Below are 18,727 nucleotides of genomic sequence, written 5' to 3' on the forward strand. Positions count from 1 at the left end.
AACCGCACCGCGCTTGAACTCGGTGCTGAACTTCCTTCGCTTCGACATGAACACTCCTCATGGCCTTGATCGGCCTTCTCGTAAGTGTCCGTGAAAACGGGGGTGAACCCATCTGGACCGCGTCGATCGCGGGTGGTTCACCTGAAGGGGCATTGAGCGCCTTCGTTTCACTCCCTCAAAACCGGGCTTTTCTCCCGGTTCTTGTCTTTAGTCAAAGCGATTCCCTTGCGGGTTTTTCGTGCAGGTGTATCCCAAACGTATGACGTTCGTGATGCGTGCGTCTGACACCGATCAACGAAACACAAGGGGGGGAGAGATGTTCATTGGATTCAGACTGACGAAGCGGCTGGTCGTCAACGTCGTGGTTGCCCTGGTGCTGGCGCGGTTGCTGTTCATGGGCATGGACGGCTTGGACCGGTTTTCCGACACGTGGAACCGCACCTTTGGGGCGAGCATGCCCAACGCCAGCGGGTTGCGCGGGGCCGTCAACGGCGCACGCCAAGTGTTCCCGTCTGGGCTGGACGAGTATGCGCGCCAGGCCGAACTGGACGCGGCCCAAAGCACCACGCTCATGGACGTGTTTGCCAGCGTGTTCGGACGCGTGAAAAACGAGGAGGTCATGTTGCCCTCCACCATCAATTCCGCTGGAGGGGAGGGCTCGATCTATGACCGCTACGACCATTGACCTTGAGTGGCTATCCATTCTCTCCGGGTGGTCCTTGCTCAACGACAGCGCGGCCTTGCTGTGCACCCCGGGCCAGCGCTGGGCGGGCTTGGAGGGATTGGTCATCGGCTACGGCCTCATCGCTGGACAGTGGTTCGTCCTGGCCGCCATGGCTGGAGCGCTGGCATGACCACCGTGGGCGCAGTGCTGGCCGCCGTCCTGGCTGCAGCGTTCCTGACCACCGTGCTGGGCCTAGCTGGCATCTTCTGGGTCAATGCACGGCACGCCAGCGAGGCGCTTCGTGTGCGTTACCGCTTGCGTGCCCAAATCCTGGCCGGTTTGGCGCTGGCGTGGGTGCTCACGATGGCGAGGCTGTCCACGTGAGCCGCCCACCATACGTGCAGATGGCCGTTCGCGTGCCAAAGGAGCTGAAAGATCGGCTGGAGCAGGCGGCAGCCCGAGAGGGGCTGCATGCCAGCGAGTTGGTGAGGTTGCTCTTGAACGATGGCCTGAAAAGGCGAGAAGCACCCGAACGAAAGGCAATAAAGAGGCCCCTGTAAGAGGGGCCTCTGTGTGGACTACTTGCCGCGCGTGTCGGCATATTGAGCAGCAGTGAAGTATCCGCTCAGGTGGTCCACGAACGTTTGAAGCAGGTGGCCGTGGTAATAGGCGTAGATGATCTGCCGTTCTTCTTGGGTGCCTTTCGCCATAGAGGCCACTGTAAAGGCAAGGTTCGGTTGCGTGGCGTCAGCGTTGATGTTGGCCTTGAACGCGAGCTTGCCTTTCCAGCGCTCGGAAGTGTGCCCAAAGTTCTCCCCCACCTGCTCCCACGTCTGAATGCTGTCCTGGTCTTGTTTGGCCTTGAGCTTCGCCTTGAACTTCTGGAGAAGGCCTGCTGGATCCTTGGTGTAGAACTTCAACATTTGGTTTTCCCCCTGTCAGACAGGACGCCCCTGTCCAAAATGGAATGGGGGTGGGTATTGGCGAAACCAAGGGATCAAGAAAGGTCAAGGCACCGGTGGCATACCGTCTCACCTGGCGAGACGGGGTCGGGATAAAGTGGCTTCATGGAGAAAACCGTCCTTTACGTGCCAGCTGCGAAGCGATCCCACGATTTGGTCTGGGATCGGGACAGCGGAGAGTGCTTGTCGTTGGAGGCCTTCATGGAAGGCCGGGATTACGGAGAGGTCGTCCGGGATGGGCGGCTGGCGGCCGAACTGGAGGTGCTCGACGGCATCCCGCGGTTTACGTGCCCTCATTGTCAGGACGCCATGGGCGTGAGGTCCAAAGCCATCCGCGCCCGAACCGAGTTTCGCTTCTACTTCGATCACCTCACGGCTCGCCACCGCGAAACCTGCACCGGGCGCAAGGGCCATTCTCCCCAAGCCGTTCTGGCGCGCCGGTTTGGGCTGTGTAAGGAGGGCGCGCTCCACAAGGCGTTCAAGGAGTGGGTGAGGGACAGTCTGGACGCTGATCCGTCTTTCCAGGAGACCAAGCTGGAAGAACGCTGGTGGGACATCGAGGGCGTGAAGTGGCGCCAGCCCGACGTGCAGACGCAGCGGGACGGCCAGCGGTGGGCCGTCGAGATCCAACTCTCCACCACCTTCGTTCACGTCATCGCCGAACGGATGCGGCATTACCGAAAGAACGGGGGGCGCATGCTGTGGCTGTTCAAGGACCTGGATCTGGATCAGTTCCGACTGTCCGAAGACGACCTGTTTTTCGCCAACAACCGCAACGCGTTTCGCGTCACCCCCGCCACCGTGGCCCGCTCCCAGCGCGAGGGCCGCTTCTGCTTGGAAGGCGTTTGGCTGGAGCCCCGCCTGGAGGGCGGCACGATCCGCGACGTGGAGGTGCGGCGGGAGGTTTGCTTCGACGATCTCACGTTCGACACGTGTAGCCGGGGCATCCCTCGGGCCTACGCCTTCGACTACGAAGGGCACAAAGCCCAAGCAGAAAAGGATCGAATGGCTTGGCAGGAGGAGCAGGTCTGGAGCCATCGGCGAGAGGTTTTCGAAACCTTCTACGTGGCCCTGCTGCGGGGAGAGATCACCGACTACAAGGAGCGCGATCGCCGTTGGGAAGACTTGCGCCGCTTGTTCTCCCCGGTGGGGATTACGCTGCCGGCCTATGCCAAGGAAGCCCCCGATTTGGACCGACTGCTGGTGATTGGCTATTCGATCAAGCACGGCAAAGGGCGCCCGATGGGCATCGGCTTTGAAACGCTGGCCGAGCTGGGCCACCACGCCCACAAAATCTGGCCCAAGAGCTTGTGGTTCTACCGTTGCATGCTCCGTGCACACCACCAATTGAAGACGGTCGTGTCCCAAGATCGCACCGGAAAGCTCCAGGCAAAGATGAAAGGTGTGCTCACCAGTTTGGCCCGGGGGGAGACCACCTTTGCGCCCCATCGGTCCTGGGATCCCCTCATGCTCCGACTGTTCCCCGAGGTGGCGCCTTTGTGGTTGGCGGATCCAAGGCAGGTGGCGACAGATGCCTTGAAGCCGCGTCAGCAGGCAAAGAAACCCCAAGAGGCGATGGCATGAAGGAAGACCGGTTGAGCCACGGGATCCAATCGGCGCTGGACGCTCGTGCTGCAAAGCGCCGGCCTACGGCGTTGGACATCGCGCAGGAAGCCAGAGAGGCCAAGGCCAGCCTGGAATCGAACATGTCCTGCATGGCCCGCATCACTGTTCCCGCCGGCAGTGAGCGCCACCGGGTGGCTTTCCAACTGTTGAGGGCCTCGATGGACTACGGGCGTGCGTTGCTGTTCCTGTTGGAAACCCATCCCATCGATCTTCCAGCGGTGGCCTTGGCAATGCACCGCTCCCAGATTGAGCAATTCCTGCGGGCGGTGTTTGTCCAGTTCCTTGCCGACGACGAACAGCTGGCGGACTTTCTCCAGGAAGATCGCGGCCCCCGAAAGAAGAACGAGAAAGGAAAGTGGGTGGCTATTGCCCTCAAAGACCTGGCCGCGGACGTGGAGCAGGCCATTGCACGCATGGGGCAGGACGATGAGCCTCAGAAGCTGGCTCGGACGGTGACCAATTCGTGGGACCCTCTTTGCGGACTGGTCCATGGCGGGAAGGCCATTCGGGTGATGTATCAAGATCCCAATGGGCAGATCGGGGCGCACGTGCCGGCAGCCATTCTTTTTCAGACCACCGTCAACGCGGTGGCCACCACCAACTTGTGCGTCATTGCAGCACTGACAGCGGTTGGGGTTGGGGCCTTTGAGGAAAGCCCCGTTGTTGAGCAGTGCGCCAGCGGGATGTTGCACTACATGCAACGGAGGAAAGCTCGCATGGAAGAGCTGGCCTGGCCGCCTTAAAGGACCGGACGCGCATTGTCGCGCGGCTCTGTATCCCCACCAACGATCGCTGGCGGGGAGAGTTGCAATCGGAGGTCTGCGAATCCTCGGTTTAGGCGGCGTGCCTTCTGACCAAGGGATTCCCAGGTTGAGTCTGCTGCGTCGGATGGAGGTTTTTCGCTGAGGACAAGCTGGGCAGATGCCTTGAATCTCTCAAGGAGTACTGCTTCATGGCCCGGTGGGTTCAGTGCAACGCGACTGCGGGCCTCCGCTGCGTTGAGCTCTAGCATGTTTAGTTCGATCAGCGTGGCCATGGCAATGGCTGACCGGGTGGGCTCCGTCCTATTGCGGCGGCAGAGGTGGGTGATCCATGTCCACATGGGGTCAATTCGTCCTTGTTCGCCGACGCCCTAATCCTTGACGGGCGGCAACAGCTGCTCGATGAGTGCGTTGCGCTTCTTCGGTGGCAGCTCACCCAAAGCGCCCAGCAGTTCGGCAAAACGTTCCTGCTGGGCCACGCTCTGCTCGCCCAAAGCCAAGATCGCATCGGCCATCGCTGGGCTGGTCGCCAAGAGATAGGCCGGGGGCACCTCCAAGGCCTGGGCCAGCTCGAAGAGGGCTTCCAGGCTGATCGACATGCCCTCGGATTCATACCGAGAGATGCGGGCCGACGCAGCGTCCTTGTCCATCCCCATCCGCACTCCGACCTCGCGTTGGCTAAAGCCCCGCAGGACGCGGGCTTGGCGCAAACGCGCGGCAACCACGGCTCGGGGAGCGGGCGGGGCGGCAGTCACGGGCTGAACGGATGCAATGCAGGCATGCGGACAGGATGACCCAGAGGCTACGCCCCGGGTAGACTCTACGTGCCACGTAAGTTGGCCGCAAGATCCCAAATCTATTGGTGGGAACAGGGGGTTCCATGAAGAGGGTCAGAAGAACCGTGCTGATCGGGGCGTTTGCCCTGACTGCAGCGGCTGGAGCGCAGGCACAATCGAGGGCCGGATCGGACCTGCTTCGCCACATCGGCCGAGCCATCCAAGGCACGCCGAAGGTGGTCAGCGATAGGTCGCGGAGCCCTTACCTTGAGCCGCCTGGGACCTACTGGGACCTGGATCAGGAAGGCTTGGAAGGGGTTCAACACCTGCGGGCCGGAGTGACGGCTGTCGGAGGCGGGGGCGTGGACACCTGCGACATGCAGCTGCTGGCAATGGCCCATTCGGCCTATCGGATCGACGCCGACAAGCGCCAGTGGTGCCTGAGGCAATGGTGGCTGATGGACACGAAGGCCCACGGCGCCAACGGTGTCTCGGGCGATGATCCGGCTGCCATCGAGCGCCGTTATGGCCCGGCCTTCGACGCGCGCCTGCAGCGCTTCAAGGCCATCCGACGGTTTGCGATTCGTCCCACGTTCCAAGCGCTGGGCGATGTCGCCTACCGAGCCGACCGTGGGGTGCTGGAGGGATTCATCCCCATGCCTCAGGTGTCCGCGGCCGGGCAAAGCGTCACCGGCAAGGGCTTTGTGCCGTGGGTCCACCGCACCGCCGGAGGAGTGTCCAGCCCACCCAACGCCGGCCGCTTCCACCTGCTGATCCGAATGAATGCCCAAGAGGCCGCCAAGTTGGCGCGACAAGGTCGCAGCTACCGAGACGACCTGGTGGTGTTCTCCGTCAACCGGGTCTGGGTGGACGGCACGGTGCCGAAGATGGACGTGACGATAGAGAAGGTTCGGCTCGGATACCGCGACGAAACGATCGACGTTGATTTGACCCATACGCAAGGAGCTCCGGCATGAAAGCAACCCTCGTTTCCCTCGGCCTGATCACCGCAGGGTTGGCTGCCTGCAGCAGCAAAGCTGATCTTCCCACCATCGAACAAGTCGCCCACGCTTACGAGGCGCATGCCAATGCCAACCTCTCCAGTGAAATGGGCCAACGAATCGAGGTCCGGGGTTGGAAAGACCTCACCGCGGATTGCACCTCAACTGGTCCCCAGCGTGCCACGTGCGTGACCGGTGGAACGCTGGACGTGGTCGGGTTCCAGGGCGGGCAGCAGTTGAAGCCCGATCCCGTACCCGTGCCGCCGGCTTACGACTTCGTCTTTGAGAAGCAGCCCACCGGCTGGGTGCCGGCCGGAGTCCAGAAGAAGGGCTGACCTTGCCAGGGCGTGGAATCGCGGTATGCATTGAGGAACACCACTTTAAGGAGGTCCCATGTCTTACAACGCTCACCACACCCCCGGCGGTCACATGCAGTGGGGCTTGCTGGCACCGGCCACCGTCATCCTCGGTGGTGCAGGCCTGCTGTTTCTTGCCGGCGCCCAAGAGATCGGCGAGAACATGGGCTACGGCTGGGAGGCCGGCCTGGCGGCCGCTGGTGGGGCAGCCGTGCTGCTCTTGCTGCTCCTGCTCTACGTGTTGAACTGGCGCGCGGCCCGCGTGCGCGCGGCAAGGGCCAGCGGGCTGCTGGTCTCGCCACGCAACGGTGGCTTTGGAAAGGGAGCCCTGGTGGGCTTGCTCTTCGTCGTTGCCCTGCAGCTGGTCAGCGTTGCCGTGGGCCTGCTCTACCCGGGCCTGGAAGAGGGCGAGCGAAACTTCTTCACCTCCGTGCCCCCGATGGCTCTGACGGCGCTCATGCCCGTGGCGCTGATCGTGGGTGGCATCGCAGGCAAGCTCTGGCGCTCCACCAGCCTGTAAGATCAGTCCATGTCCTTTGGGGCCCCCGCGAGGGGGCCTTCTTTTGTTTCACGATACCCGCAAGTCCCGCCCATCGCTGGATTCTGCGGTGCGTTGTGGCACTACCTACTCAACGGCACCTGCAAGCCCAACTTCAAGCAGCCCAAAGCCACCGATGTCCGGAAACGCCGGACGTTCTCGTCACCACCGAATAGACGTTCGGTGAGTGCTTGGTATTCGGCCATGGTGGTGGCGGTCATGACCAGGAGGTAGTCGGCCTCTCCGGTGATTGGATAGCACTGCTGCACCGCCGACTCGGCCATGATGCGGGCTCGCAGGCCCGCTGTGCGTGACGGGTGCTCATCATGCACATGGACCTCCACCAGCAGCGTCAGCGGACGACCTAGGCGGGTTGCGTCCAAGACGGCCACCTCCGAGAGGATCACGCCACTGTCGCGCAGGCGCCGGATGCGGCGCTGCACGGCCGGGGCCGAGAGGTGAACCGCGTGTGCGATGTCCCGCTGCGGCAGTGTGTTGTCGCGCTGCAGGAGTTCCAGGATGGCCAAGTCGTGGTCATCGAGCGAGGTATGAGTATTAGTGGGCATGGATTGAACGAAAGTTGCGCTGCGGCTTTGAAGATTGAGGCAAAAATTAGAAGCTGGCGAACTAAAATACCACCATGTCCTCGCGCCGCTTCTCCCCCTTCCTTCCCCTGCTCGCGGTATTGGGCTCAGTCACCTTTCTCGGCATCGGGACGTCGTGGGCCAAACATTCGCTGTTCCCGCTGGTCGGTGCCCAGGGCACCACGGCCATTCGCGTGGGGCTCTCCGCACTCTTGCTCCTGATGCTGTGGCGCCCCTGGCGGTGGCGGCTGGGCAGTGGCGATGTTTGGATGATTGTGGGGTATGGCGCTGCGCTGGGCGCAATGAACCTGTGCTTCTATCTGTCTCTGCGCACGATTCCCTTCGGCATCGCAGTGGCGATCGAGTTCGCTGGGCCGCTGGCGGTCGCGCTTTGGGCCTCGCGGCGTGCCCTCGATTTCCTCTGGGTGGCGCTGGCGGCCGTGAGTCTGGGGCTGTTGCTACCACTGGGCCACAACGGCAGAATGCTGGACCCTGCGGGTGTGCTGTTCGCGTTGGCGGCTGCGGTGTTCTGGGCCACATACATCCTGTTCGGCAAGCGCATTGGCCACGTGCATGCGGGCCTATCCGTATCCTTGGGGCTCGGGGTTGCGGCCGTGGTGGTCGTGCCTGTCGGCATCGCGCACGCTGGTAGCGACCTCTGGTCGCCGGCGGTGCTGGCGGTTGGGCTAGGCGTTGCGTTGCTTTCCAGCGCCATCCCCATTTCGTTGGAAATGATGGCGCTCAAGCGCCTTCCGGCACAGGCGTTCGGTATCCTGATCAGCATGGAGCCGGCGGTGGCCGCGCTGCTGGCCCTCGCCATGTTGGGCGAGGCATTGAGCGGCTTGCAGTGGATGGCCATTGGGCTGATCGTGGCTGCATCGGCGGGGAGCGCGTTCACGAGCCGCAAGGCTACCCACTTGCCTGTCGCGGTCCCGCAGGACTAACCGTCCAACGCGCGCTTGGACTGCAAGGGTGCAATCCCCCTCAAGAGCCCTTGACCCATCTCCATGGCTCGAGGCGTGTGAATACGACGACGCCGCTAAGAAGTCAGAAAGCCGACGAACGGCTTCCTGCTGCCTGCCGCAAATGGGTATAGTAGGCATCGGAGATGGCGTTCCTCCTGGGAAACCGAACCGCAGCATTCGCTGCCGATGACGCCTACAGTCACCTGACCTTCTGTCGGGGCTGTAGGCGTTCGCGTCCACATCTTCTGCATGGGTCAGCCCGATGGATTTCGAGCGAACCCACCCATGCCTCATCGCCGTCTAGAACAGCTTGAGCTGCTGCCCTACCTGGGCAAGTGGCTTGTCATTGCCAGCGTTGTCGCCGTCTTGGCCGGCAGCGCCTCGGCCTTCTTTCTCGTTTCCCTTGATCAAGCCACATCGTGGCGCGAATCCCACTCCTGGGTGATCTGGTTGCTGCCGGTGGCCGGGCTGGGTGTGGGCCTTGTGTATCACCTCCTCGGCAAGACGGTGGACGCGGGCAACAACCTCATCATTGATGAAATCCACGACCCGAAGAAGGTGGTGCCGCTGCGCATGGTGCCGCTGGTGCTCGGCGGCACGGTGGTGTCACACCTGTTCGGCGCATCCGTGGGACGCGAGGGCACGGCCGTGCAGATGGGCGGCGCGCTGGCCGACCAACTCACCCACGCGTTCCGCCTGGAACATGAGGACCGCCGCATCCTGCTGATGTGCGGCATCGCCGCAGGCTTCTCCTCGGTGTTCGGCACCCCGTTGGCCGGTGCCGTGTTCGGGCTGGAGATTCTCGCCATCGGCCGCATGCGCTACGACGCCTTGTTTCCTTGCATGGTGGCGGCCATCGTGGCCGACCAGGTGTGCTTGGCCTGGGGCGTTCATCACGCCCACTACGCGATCGGGCAGATCGTGCCCGTGGGCGCCTGGAGCGTGGTGGCCGTCGTGCTCGCCGGGGTCGTGTTCGGCATCGTCGGCATGCTTTTCGCCCGGGCCACCCATGCGCTTGGGACGCGGGTCAAGCGGCTCATCCACTACGCCCCCCTGCGGCCGTTCGCCGGCGGCATTGTCATTGCCTGCATGGTCTGGGCGCTCGACGGCTACCAATACATCGGCTTGGGCATTCCTCAGATCGAGCGAGCCTTCCAGCAGCCGGTGCAGCCGTGGGACTTCCTCGGCAAGTTTGGCTTCACGGTCGCCTCGCTGGGCACCGGCTTCAAGGGCGGCGAGGTGACACCGCTGTTCTACATCGGAGCCACCCTAGGCAACGCATTGGCGCCGATCCTGCACATGCCCTTTGCATTCATGGCCGGCATTGGCTTCGTTGCGGTGTTCGCGGGGGCGGCCAATACGCCGATCGCCACGACCTTGATGGCGATGGAGCTGTTCGGCGCCGAAATCGGGCCCTTGGCGGCCATTGGCTGCGTCACGGCCTACCTGTTCTCCGGTCACACGGGCATCTACCACGCGCAGCGCATGGGCCATAGCAAACACCGTCGGCACCGGGACGTGGTCCCTGAGGATCTGCGCATTGCTGATCTCGCTTCGTTCCTGAAAAAGAACGGAACGGCCTCAAAGGCTTCCTCCGCACCTCCGGCAGTCGAGCCGCCCCCCTGCAACCAAGGAAAGCGTTGAATGAATGCAGATAAGTCCACGACCATCGCTGCGCTGCGGTTGTATTTCCCGACCGCGAGCCGCGCCAAGGTCACGCGCTTCTGGCATCACCTGACCGCCCCAGCTCTGGCCCAGCATCTACTGACGGTCGCCAAGAAGGCCAACATCCTGCAAGCCGTGTTACACCGGGTCAGTTCGGGCTACCTGCCCGGTGAACGCATGTCGCACCAGCATCCGGAGCTGACCGACATGCGGCACCCGGAGTGCCTAGAACTGCTGGACACCGAGCAGCGCCTGCGCGCGTTCATGCAGGAGCATGCCGAGGAACTGAACAAGGTGCATGCAGTGCTGTTCCTGTGCGAACTGCCGCTGGGGCACCAGCGGACCGCCCACAGCCACGCGGCCCGGAGCCACTGACGATGACTGGCGCCTACGCAGTGCTGGCCATCAGCATCGGCTCGGTCCTCGGTGCACTGATGCGCTATGCCTTGAGCCTGGCGATGAATGCGCTCGTGCCTCAGATCCCAATGGGCACGCTGGCGTCGAACCTCATCGCGGCCTACATCGTCGGCTTCGCCATTGCGTATTTCGGCATGTCGCCAGGCCTGTCGCCCGCTTGGCGGCTGTTCGTGATCACCGGCCTGGCCGGGGGCCTATCCACGTTCTCGACCTTCTCTGCTGAACTGCTGACGCTGCTGCGAGATGGCCGCCTCGGCTGGTCGGCCGGCATGCTGGCACTGCACGTGGGCGGCTCGCTCGCAATGACGGCGCTGGGTATGGCATCCACATCCCTTACGCGTCACCCGTAGACCAAGGAGATCCCCATGAAAGGCTTCCAACTGACCTTCTTCACGGCGCAGGACCGCCGGCACGGGCACAAGCCTATCGGTGACTGGCTACTGCAATTTTCCAAGGAATATGGCGCCGTAGGCGGCACGCTGGTCGGCGGCGCGGAAGGGTTCGACCACGTTGGCCGCTTCCATTCTGCGCTCTTCTTCGAGTTGGCTGATCAGCCGCTGGCCGTGACGGTCTCGGTAGACGAAGCGGCGTGTCAGCGCCTGATGGATGCGCTCGCGCAAGAACCGATCGATCTCGCCTACGTGAAGGTGCCGGTTGAGTATGGGCGCATTGGCCAGAAGGCCAAGCTCCCCTTGGATCTGTGAGCCAGTCACAGGCTGCTCGGAGCCTCCGGGGGGCGGACTGGGAACGTGATGGAAACGCGGGTTCCATCCAGGGGGAAGGAACTGATGGTGGCCTGCCCGCCGTGCGCGCGGGCGATCTGATCAACGATGTAGAGCCCCAGCCCAACACCTCCTCCTTCGTCAGTAGCCCCCCGTTCCATGGGCTGAAACATTCTGGAGATCAGTGAGGAAGGAATGGTCGGCCCTTGGTTGATCACCTGGAGGGAAGCCAAATCACCGCGGACCTCGGAACGGATTTCGATGGGCTGGGAGCGGTCGCCATACCGGTTCGCATTGGCCACTAAGTTGCCCAGCAGGCGGGCCAGCTGCGCTGCATCGGCCACCACGGCGCCAGCCCCCTGCGCGTTGTGCTGGATCGTCGCGCCGGGGAAGGTCCATCGAAGTTCTTCGACGGCGGAGGACACCATCTCGTGGAGGTTCACCGGCTTGAGCTTCATTGGAATGGGGCGACCGCTTTCCGTCAGGGTGAAGTCCAAGAGGTTCTCGATCAGCTCCAAGGCGCGGTCCACCGACTGATTGATTCGCTGAGAGGTTCGCAGTCGCCCCGAATCCGTTTCGCCCATGGTCAAGATATCGGTGCCCATTCGAATGGCACTGAGCGGGTTGCGCAAATCGTGGCTGACGATGCCCACCAAGCGCTCGGAAAACTTGCTGCGGGCGGTGGCGGCCTGCTGTAGAAGGGAGATCTCTTCCAGGCGGGACAACGCAACCCGCCGTGCACTGAGCAACTCGCGCTCGTAGCGATCCCGGTCCTTGGAGGCAAAGGTGGCAATCGAATAGACCACCTCAGCGGTAGAAGTGTGGACCGCTCGTGCGTTCACGATCATGGCCACCTTCTGACGCTGTTGGCTGTAGAAGTCCAGCTTGACCTCCGTCACGGATCCCTGCATCTCCAATAGGGGGAACCAGTGCGTTTGGTGAAACAGCCTCCCTCCGATGGTCAGCAGCTCTTGAAACGTTCGTCCAACCAGGTCGATGGGCTCGAAATCCAGCCACTGGCAGAACGTGGGATTGACGGCCAAGATGGTGCCGTCTTGCTTGGTCCACAGCAGGCCACACGCTGCCTCGGCAAACTGCTGATCAGCAGGAATGTTCATTTGCAATGGGCTTCATGGCCAGCCCCTCGCGGACGAGGAAGCTATGAATGGAACGCACGCAAGCCTCCGGGGCACTCAAGTGCGGGCAATGGCCCAAGTTGTCGATGAGTTGCAAGGTGGCTTGAGGCAGCGCCTGACACATGTGTTCACCCACGGACACCGGGGCTATGAAATCCTGGGTGCTTTGAAGGATCAACGTGGGCGCCTTCAGGCCTCCCAAATCCGAAAGGTTGTTGCTAAGGAACGTTGCTCGCGCGAAGCGCACGGCGATGTCGGGTGCCGTTCGGCAAAAGCTGTTGGTGAGTTCCTGCGCCAGCTCGGGTTGATCCGGGGCACCCATGATCGCTGGAGCCATGGAACTGGCCCAACCCAGGTAGTTGCCTTCCAAGGTCTCCAATAGCTCGTCGATATCCGACCGTTCGAACCCTCCCACGTAGCCGGGTTCGTTGATGTAAGCCGGGGAAGGGCCGATCATGACGTGAGCACTGAACAGGCCTGGGATCTTCTTGTCGGCCAACAGCCCGATCATGGCACTCACCGAATGACCCACGATCACCAGTGGGCCGCCGTCGGCCACTGATCGCGCCACGTCGATCAGGTCCTGCGCGTAACCCTCCAGTGCCGAATACTTCTCTGGATCATACGCTGCTGATTCCGATTGGCCGTAGCCGACGTAGTCGAACAGCGCCAACCGGTAGTCCTTCTCCAGTAAGGGCACCATGCGGCGCCACATGGTTTGGTCACAGCCATACCCATGGGCCAACAACAATGTCGTTGCCCCTTGCCCCGTCACGTTCACATGGTTACGAGCACGTGTGTCCATAACTCTCCGAGAATGCCGAAGGCCGGACCTATCAGCACCGACCAATAAATCACGCCGCCATAACATAGGAGATGAGGTGGGGGGGCGTCTAGCAGGGGCGATTGTTGCGCCGCAACGCATCGCCCATATGGCGGTCAAGCATCGCTCCCAATGAGGACCTTGGTTCAGGAGCCCCTAAGCCGCCGCCGGTCGCTGCGCGCCGGCTTCTGAAAAGCGGAGATGGAAGAAGGGCGGATGACGCCTTCGGCGCGAGAAAGGTTGCTGTGAAACCTGTATATCTACATCGCCAGTATTGTTAGTAAATATTGGAAATCTGCGCTGATCGGAAATGTTGTTAGTTTATATGTGTGGTTTTAATCGCATTTTTAATATTTAGTCAAAAATTTGTCCGCGCTGGTAGTGGACAAAATAACATGCCGATCTACCTTGAACTATCGGAAGGGCGATGTCGCTCCCCGAAACCATCAAGGAAAACGGCATGAAAATTCATCACATCGTCAGCGACGGAAACCAAGCGGTCGCCATCACGCAATCGGCTTCGAGTGGCGGTGGCTACGCGCACCCGGTGAAGCTCTCCGCCATTCGCTTCAACGTGAAAGACGCCGAAGCGGTGCTCCAAGAACTCAGCAAGTCTGGCCATCGTCATGAGAAGACGTTCGAAGTGATCGAGCGTTGGGACGCCGATGCTCGCAACCAAGGACCAAAGTCGAAGTTCGGTCGAACCCTTGCCGCCCTTGTGGATGAAGCGGGGGATCACCTGGAGGGGCAGGTGATCTACGAAGCCAAAAGCATGGAGGAGGGCGCCATGCGTGCGCTCAACGCCGCAGCGAAGCACGCCAGGCTTTCGCAGGTCCTTCCTGCTGCCGGCGGTTCGAGCATGATCATCGGTGGGCAGGTGTGGAACCCACGCCAGGAGGCGCAGAGCGAAGCTCCGGCGGCTGTTCTCGAAGCTCCCCGTCAGCGCGCGCGCCTGTAACCGCCGATCACCCACCAGTCAAAATCAGGAGATTCGACATGAACGTTCAAATTGCGGAAGCCATGAACAAAGCCAAAGACGACGCGGACCGCTACGGAATCCTTGCAGGGTTCGCCTCCTGCAACCGGGCCCTGCTTGAGAAGGGGGCCGCGCAAGAACTGGTGGACGCTTTGTATTTCGCCGGCGCTGCGATCAACCGTTGGCGTGCCATCGCGGTGGTCCGAGAGGCGGCCGCCGAGCCGTTGGACGCGGCGTCCTAAGCCGGAGCGCGACGTGCTTCAACCTGTCCCTTCCCCAAAGCTTGTCACCCTTCCGTCCTCCCGGGGCTACTCCCGTGATTTGGAGCGCTTGCAGGCGGCCGCCGCGCGCGTGCAGGTCACGCGAAACGAAGCCGTGCGCCAAGTGCTCGCCATGTATGCCGCCAAACCTTACCCACTGAGCAGGCGTCGGCTGGGTGGGGAACGGGACGTGCGGCTGGCCTACCTTCCGCTGCAGCGCAGCGTCTTGGAGGCGGTGGAGCAGGGCGCGGTGAACGCGGGGATTTCCACCGCAGAAGCGGTGCGCCAGATCATCCGGGACTACGTCCAAGGACATCTGCTTCGGAACCAGGTTCGGGGCAGCCGCCATGGCTGACCGCCGCCCACCACCGCCAGGAAGTCCGAGCGCTGAGCTGATTCACGCGTGCGTCGAGGGAAGCCTTTTCGGCGCTCTACAGGCCCTGCGGCAGGGCGCCAACCCTAACGCGTGGCGCCTCAACGAAGGTCCTGTGCTCCATTCCGCACTTGCCTGGCCCCGCATCGTCGAAGCCCTCCTGCAATCTGGTGCGCACCCTCAAGAGAGGAACCACTGGTGCGAGCGCCCGCTGGAAAAGCTGGCGGCGGACTACCAGTTGAGCGACGACGCCGACGAGCGCAGCCGACTTGAGCAGACGGCGTTGCTGCTGTTGCGGCTGGGCGGCAACCCTCACCGGGGCAGTCCGTTCTGGAACACGCCATCGCTGAAGGCGGCGATGCCGCACGTGGTGTCCACGGTGGAAGCCGAACAACGCGCTGTCCACCTGGAGCAGGCATGGGCAGCCCGGGGAAGTGTCAGTGCAAAGCGGGCAAGGCTGTAGAGCCAACGGCCCAACGCCGCCACCGGTCGCTGCGCGCCGGCATCTGTAGAAGCAGCGGTGGAAAAGAGCAGGTGACGCCTTCGGCGCGAGAAGGGATGTTAGGAATAACTGCGGCCTTAGCTCCGCAGTTTTTACTTTTAGTCAAGATTCTGTCCACTACAACCGTGGACAAATTTCCAGGGCGGTCTACCTTGGGATCAGGAAGAACGCAACGCTCTACCCACCGACTGGAACCGCCGACATGACCCTTTCTCTTCTCGCCATCGCTGCCCCCATCGCCCTTCCTTTCAGCGTTTGGTTGGCCCAGCGCCTTGAACGCTGCATCGATCGTGCCCTTTGGGCGCACTGAGGGAAACGCCATGACCACGCGTGCCGCCCGCCACCGCTATTACGCATACGAGCGCCGCGATGGTTCTGTGTGTTACCTGCCAAAACTGTTGCACGAGGGAATTCAGCGCTACCCGCGAACGATCGCGCACTACCACCTGGTGCAGTGGCTGGGGGTGTCCAAGTTGCTCAGCAAAGACGAATACAAGCAAATGGCGTGGGTGGGTTCACAGCGGGGCACGCTCCGAAACACCCATGATTCAACGCAGGCTCGTCTCACCGGCTGACGCCCAGGCAGGGCAGAATGGTTTCATGACGCACGCTGCCGCTCCATCCACCCTTCAAGCCCCGGCCTACGGCCTGCTGCTCGCTCAGACCGAGTGCCATTTCTGCCATGCCCCCACTCCCACCGCCGCGGTCTGGGTGCCCTCGTTCGAGGAGCACGACGACGAAGGTATGGCAGATCAGGGAGAGGGCGCTGTGTTGCGCTACATCGAGCGCTTGAACGAGGAGGCCGCTGCGTTCGTTGCCGGCCACGCCCCTTGGCTTCGCTTCGCCACCACTCGAACGTCAGGGCAAACCTACCTGGCCCACCATTGCACCACCTGCGGGGCCCTTCAAGGAGACCACTTCGTGTTTTCGCCGGATGGTCCCTACTGGCCCCAAGACGATGTCCAACTTGCGTCTCTTCGCTTCATCCGAGGTTTGGGCCCGCTCACCGCTCAAGCATCGGCAGGACAGAGCGCGTGGATGGACCGGGTCCCTGTTACCTGCACCCAGGCCTGACGGCATTCCCAAGTTCAACCCTGAATCGGTGTGCCGAACGCGGCACGCTCTCAAAGCTTTGTGCGCTGCGCGCGGCCCCAACGCCCGGCTTCTCCGGTCAAGGGCCATTCCAGGGCCCGGGTCCTCGCTTCGCTGCGGGCCGCGCCAGCCCTTCCATTTCCTCCCGTGACCGCGCCGAGCGGTGGGGCGGTGGGTTTTCCATTCCAGGACATCCCGACCGGATGCCCTGGACCGGGCCATTACTCACCAGCGAGGTGCGCTCCATGTTTGACGAATTCGACCTTATCCATTCCTACACCCGCGCCCAGGCGATCGAGGACGGCGTCTTGGTGGACGTGTCCGACGTGGCCAAAGAAGCCGGTTTCAAGTTGCCCGTGGCCATCACCCGTGCAGCGTGGTCGCGCTACGTCGAAGTGCCCAGAGGGTTGGAACTGCGCGGCCAGTCGGTGGACGGCCGGCTCTGGGATGTGCTTTTCATGCTCCACGTGGCCATCAAGCGGCAACAGGGCGAGGGTTCGGAGATCCACTATCAGCTCCACATGGCTCTGCCCGATGCCGGCGACTGGTTGTCGAACGAAGCCCACCCGGAGGCCGGGTCTGGCCTGACGCGGTCGACCCATCGCCTTGTCACCTTGAAAGCACTGTGTGGGCCCGGGGACGCCCTGGAGCCGGTGGTCACCATCATGCTGCCCGACGAGGATTGAGAAAGGGGGGCCGGGAAACCGGCCCTCATCGTTTTCCCGTGCTGGTCCCGCCGCTACCATGGCGGGACGACAAGGGAGGAGTAGGGGATGGAAAAGTTCGATTGGTCGAAGGTGGAGTTTGCACGCACACCCTGGCGGAGCAGGGTTATCCCGGACGCGCTGCCCATCCTCATCCGGTGGGCGCAGGAGGGCGAAGCTCATTCGTACAGCGACCTGGCCCAAGAGCTGCACGACACCTTCGGACACGAGATCAAACCCCGCAAAGACCTCTACGGCACCGTCGCCGGGGGAGTGGCCCAGGCCCTGCAGTGGCTCAGCGAGCAGTGGAAGGAACCCATCCCGCCCCTCCACGCAATCGTCGTCAACAAGAACACGAAACACCCTGGCGAGGGGGCGATCACCATCTCGCCAGCTTACTTCGCGGGGAAGAAGCTGGACACCGAGGAAGAGCGCCGTGCGCACTTGCGAGAGGCGATGGAAGACGTTTTCACCTATCCCAATTGGGACCGGGTCGCCCGCGCTCTGGGAGCCACCATGCTGACCCCGTCCGCCGGGGCGGCTGAAGAGGTGGCAGCGGATGCGCCTCTTCCCCTTCCTAAAGTCCAGGAGGGGGGGCGGCCAGAGAGCGACGAGCACAAAGCGTTGAAGGCGTGGGTGGCCAGCCATCCCGAAGAGTTCGTGGACTTTGGATGCTTCCCCATGGGGAGCAACGAGAAGTTGTTGAGCTCGGGTGACCGACTGGACGCGCATTTCGATAACGGAAGACATCGCCTGGCGGTGGAAGTTAAAACCAGCAAGTGCTCGGAGGACGAACTCCAGCGAGGCGTCTATCAAGCGGTGAAATACCGCGCCGTTCTCCGGGCCGAGCAGAAGGCGATCCGCCACGTGCCCAACGGGGAGGCGATCTTGGTCTGCACGCGTGCGCCCAATAAGGAAACCCGGGCGCTCATCAAGCGGCTGCAGGTGCGTTTCCAGCAGGTGCCGCTGGAGGCGGAGCAAGAATGAAGCCTGAGGAACTGGAACAACGTATTCGCCAAATCGATGGATTCGTTCGGGTGCTCACGCAGGAGTGCCACATCCTCGACGAGCGCCGGCACATTTTGTCCCCACTCATTCAAGACCCCGAGATCCAAGCAGGGCTGAAGGCCAAGCTGGACAAGACGCCGGGTGCCAATGCCTGGAACCACCTGGCGCCGCTTCTTGGGCAAGACCTGGTGCGCGATCAGTCACGGCTTTTTCTGGACAACGATCCCAGGTCGGGTAGCCTGACCAACCTGTGGAGAAAGCTGCAAGCAGATCCAGCCATCAAGGAGCATTACCGGGAGTGCTACGGGCGCATGTTCGATCACTTCCACGACGAACCGATCAGTGACCTGCCGCCCGAAAGCTCGGCTGTTTTCCAGGAGAAGTTCAGGCAGGGCGATCGGGATGAGAACTACTCGCGCTTCGACAGCGGTTGGGAAAAGGTCTCCAATGAAATGGCGATCCTTTCGGCTGATCCCGTGGCAGCGAAAATCAAGACACTGCGGGACAAGCACCATGCCCACCTGGAAATGCGCAAGCTGGACGAGGAGCCTGGTGCGTTTGACATCAACACGCTTGGGTTGACCTTCAATGAGGTCCTGGCTTTTGGCGACCGCTGTCAGGCCATCGTGGCAGAGCTGGGGCTGCTGCTGACCGGGACCAGCTGGGATCCACAGCAATACGCAGCGGTTCACGAAGCCCAGGGCAAGGCGATGTGGAAAACCTTGGCTGGGGTTTGACTTCGAGGCACAACAGCGAAGAGCCCAGAAGCCGCAGCAGGTGGCCAAGCCACCTGCCTTCTGAAAAGCCCCCTGGGCG

26 protein-coding genes and 1 riboswitch are annotated in these 18,727 nt (G+C 62.3%); of the genes, 21 read left to right on the plus strand and 5 right to left on the minus strand.

Going from position 1 to position 18,727, the window contains the following annotated elements; translation table 11 throughout:
* Positions 1-259 precede the first annotated feature (259 nt).
* Both WFQ05_RS19690 and WFQ05_RS19695 read left to right on the plus strand, forming a co-directional pair.
* Positions 260-685: a hypothetical protein gene (locus WFQ05_RS19690; protein WP_337055070.1), complete on the plus strand. Its 426-nt coding sequence runs from the start codon at positions 260-262 to the stop codon at positions 683-685.
* 165 nt (positions 686-850) lie between these two features.
* Positions 851-1,048 (plus strand): hypothetical protein, encoded by a 198-nt coding sequence (locus tag WFQ05_RS19695; RefSeq protein ID WP_337055072.1) that lies wholly within the window; start codon positions 851-853, stop codon positions 1,046-1,048.
* Positions 1,049-1,242: 194 nt separating this feature from the next.
* On the opposite strand, the gene WFQ05_RS19700 is transcribed toward WFQ05_RS19695, so the two are convergent.
* Positions 1,243-1,587, minus strand: a complete 345-nt coding sequence (locus WFQ05_RS19700; RefSeq protein ID WP_337055074.1) for a hypothetical protein — start codon at positions 1,585-1,587, stop codon at positions 1,243-1,245.
* Positions 1,588-1,731: 144 nt separating this feature from the next.
* On the opposite strand from WFQ05_RS19700, the gene WFQ05_RS19705 reads away from it, so the two are divergent.
* Positions 1,732-3,210 (plus strand): hypothetical protein, encoded by a 1,479-nt coding sequence (locus tag WFQ05_RS19705; RefSeq protein WP_337055076.1) that lies wholly within the window; start codon positions 1,732-1,734, stop codon positions 3,208-3,210.
* Entirely contained in the window at positions 3,207-3,995 is a 789-nt protein-coding gene (locus WFQ05_RS19710; protein WP_337055078.1) for a hypothetical protein, read from the plus strand. Before WFQ05_RS19705 ends, WFQ05_RS19710 begins: the two co-directional genes overlap by 4 nt.
* 389 nt (positions 3,996-4,384) lie before the next feature.
* On the opposite strand, the gene WFQ05_RS19715 is transcribed toward WFQ05_RS19710, so the two are convergent.
* The gene (locus WFQ05_RS19715; RefSeq protein WP_049422521.1) at positions 4,385-4,768 is read right to left on the minus strand and encodes a helix-turn-helix transcriptional regulator; all 384 of its coding nucleotides are present in this window, start codon (positions 4,766-4,768) and stop codon (positions 4,385-4,387) included.
* Between the two features lie 383 nt (positions 4,769-5,151).
* Between WFQ05_RS19715 and WFQ05_RS19720 the strand changes: the two genes are divergently transcribed.
* The 3 genes from WFQ05_RS19720 to WFQ05_RS19730 are packed head-to-tail and all read left to right on the plus strand — an operon-like array spanning position 5,152 to position 6,666.
* Positions 5,152-5,766, plus strand: coding sequence for a hypothetical protein (locus WFQ05_RS19720; RefSeq protein ID WP_337055081.1), 615 nt, complete (start codon positions 5,152-5,154; stop codon positions 5,764-5,766).
* Positions 5,763-6,125, plus strand: a complete 363-nt coding sequence (locus WFQ05_RS19725) for a hypothetical protein (RefSeq protein WP_337055083.1) — start codon at positions 5,763-5,765, stop codon at positions 6,123-6,125. Before WFQ05_RS19720 ends, WFQ05_RS19725 begins: the two co-directional genes overlap by 4 nt.
* 58 nt (positions 6,126-6,183) lie before the next feature.
* The gene (locus WFQ05_RS19730) at positions 6,184-6,666 is read left to right on the plus strand and encodes an ABC transporter permease (RefSeq protein WP_337055085.1); all 483 of its coding nucleotides are present in this window, start codon (positions 6,184-6,186) and stop codon (positions 6,664-6,666) included.
* Positions 6,667-6,767: 101 nt separating this feature from the next.
* Here the strand turns inward: WFQ05_RS19730 and WFQ05_RS19735 are convergent, their stop codons facing one another.
* Positions 6,768-7,250 carry an Lrp/AsnC family transcriptional regulator gene (locus WFQ05_RS19735; RefSeq protein ID WP_337055087.1) on the minus strand — a complete coding sequence of 161 codons (483 nt, stop codon included), beginning with the start codon at positions 7,248-7,250 and terminating at the stop codon, positions 6,768-6,770.
* Between the two features lie 74 nt (positions 7,251-7,324).
* On the opposite strand from WFQ05_RS19735, the gene WFQ05_RS19740 reads away from it, so the two are divergent.
* The 5 genes from WFQ05_RS19740 (at position 7,325) to WFQ05_RS19760 (ending at position 11,019) form a co-directional block, all read left to right on the plus strand.
* The gene (locus WFQ05_RS19740) at positions 7,325-8,212 is read left to right on the plus strand and encodes an EamA family transporter (protein WP_337055089.1); all 888 of its coding nucleotides are present in this window, start codon (positions 7,325-7,327) and stop codon (positions 8,210-8,212) included.
* A 151-nt stretch (positions 8,213-8,363) separates the two neighbouring features.
* A riboswitch (Fluoride riboswitch) is annotated at positions 8,364-8,436 on the plus strand.
* 82 nt (positions 8,437-8,518) lie between these two features.
* Positions 8,519-9,877, plus strand: a complete 1,359-nt coding sequence (locus tag WFQ05_RS19745) for a voltage-gated chloride channel family protein (RefSeq protein WP_337055091.1) — start codon at positions 8,519-8,521, stop codon at positions 9,875-9,877.
* Positions 9,878-10,273 (plus strand): hypothetical protein, encoded by a 396-nt coding sequence (locus tag WFQ05_RS19750; RefSeq protein WP_337055092.1) that lies wholly within the window; start codon positions 9,878-9,880, stop codon positions 10,271-10,273.
* Between the two features lie 2 nt (positions 10,274-10,275).
* On the plus strand, positions 10,276-10,665 hold the full coding sequence (crcB, locus tag WFQ05_RS19755; protein WP_337055093.1) for a fluoride efflux transporter CrcB: 390 nt from the start codon (positions 10,276-10,278) through the stop codon (positions 10,663-10,665).
* Positions 10,666-10,680: 15 nt separating this feature from the next.
* Entirely contained in the window at positions 10,681-11,019 is a 339-nt protein-coding gene (locus WFQ05_RS19760) for a DUF190 domain-containing protein (protein ID WP_337055094.1), read from the plus strand.
* A gap of 5 nt (positions 11,020-11,024) precedes the next feature.
* On the opposite strand, the gene WFQ05_RS19765 is transcribed toward WFQ05_RS19760, so the two are convergent.
* Positions 11,025-12,155, minus strand: coding sequence for a PAS domain-containing sensor histidine kinase (locus WFQ05_RS19765; RefSeq protein ID WP_337055095.1), 1,131 nt, complete (start codon positions 12,153-12,155; stop codon positions 11,025-11,027).
* Positions 12,139-13,098, minus strand: coding sequence for an alpha/beta hydrolase (locus WFQ05_RS19770; RefSeq protein ID WP_337055128.1), 960 nt, complete (start codon positions 13,096-13,098; stop codon positions 12,139-12,141). The genes WFQ05_RS19765 and WFQ05_RS19770 overlap by 17 nt, the downstream gene beginning before the upstream one ends.
* 325 nt (positions 13,099-13,423) lie before the next feature.
* Between WFQ05_RS19770 and WFQ05_RS19775 the strand changes: the two genes are divergently transcribed.
* From WFQ05_RS19775 to WFQ05_RS19815, 9 genes are all read left to right on the plus strand, one after another.
* On the plus strand, positions 13,424-13,954 hold the full coding sequence (locus WFQ05_RS19775; RefSeq protein WP_337055096.1) for a hypothetical protein: 531 nt from the start codon (positions 13,424-13,426) through the stop codon (positions 13,952-13,954).
* 38 nt (positions 13,955-13,992) lie between these two features.
* Complete coding sequence (locus tag WFQ05_RS19780; RefSeq protein WP_337055097.1) at positions 13,993-14,214, plus strand: hypothetical protein; 222 nt, start codon at positions 13,993-13,995, stop codon at positions 14,212-14,214.
* Between the two features lie 13 nt (positions 14,215-14,227).
* Complete coding sequence (locus WFQ05_RS19785; protein WP_337055098.1) at positions 14,228-14,587, plus strand: hypothetical protein; 360 nt, start codon at positions 14,228-14,230, stop codon at positions 14,585-14,587.
* Between the two features lie 133 nt (positions 14,588-14,720).
* Entirely contained in the window at positions 14,721-15,068 is a 348-nt protein-coding gene (locus WFQ05_RS19790) for a hypothetical protein (RefSeq protein WP_337055099.1), read from the plus strand.
* Between the two features lie 359 nt (positions 15,069-15,427).
* Complete coding sequence (locus WFQ05_RS19795; protein ID WP_046272112.1) at positions 15,428-15,682, plus strand: hypothetical protein; 255 nt, start codon at positions 15,428-15,430, stop codon at positions 15,680-15,682.
* A 25-nt stretch (positions 15,683-15,707) separates the two neighbouring features.
* Entirely contained in the window at positions 15,708-16,181 is a 474-nt protein-coding gene (locus WFQ05_RS19800) for a hypothetical protein (RefSeq protein WP_337055101.1), read from the plus strand.
* A gap of 263 nt (positions 16,182-16,444) precedes the next feature.
* On the plus strand, positions 16,445-16,885 hold the full coding sequence (locus tag WFQ05_RS19805; RefSeq protein WP_337055102.1) for a DUF6573 family protein: 441 nt from the start codon (positions 16,445-16,447) through the stop codon (positions 16,883-16,885).
* 87 nt (positions 16,886-16,972) lie between these two features.
* A complete protein-coding gene (locus WFQ05_RS19810; protein ID WP_337055103.1) occupies positions 16,973-17,890 on the plus strand; it encodes a hypothetical protein in 918 nt (305 codons plus the stop codon).
* Positions 17,887-18,648, plus strand: a complete 762-nt coding sequence (locus tag WFQ05_RS19815) for a hypothetical protein (RefSeq protein WP_337055105.1) — start codon at positions 17,887-17,889, stop codon at positions 18,646-18,648. The genes WFQ05_RS19810 and WFQ05_RS19815 overlap by 4 nt, the downstream gene beginning before the upstream one ends.
* Positions 18,649-18,727 lie beyond the last annotated feature (79 nt).

The sequence above is a fragment of the Pseudoxanthomonas sp. USHLN014 genome (assembly GCF_037153335.1).
Taxonomy (GTDB): domain Bacteria; phylum Pseudomonadota; class Gammaproteobacteria; order Xanthomonadales; family Xanthomonadaceae; genus Pseudoxanthomonas_A; species Pseudoxanthomonas_A winnipegensis.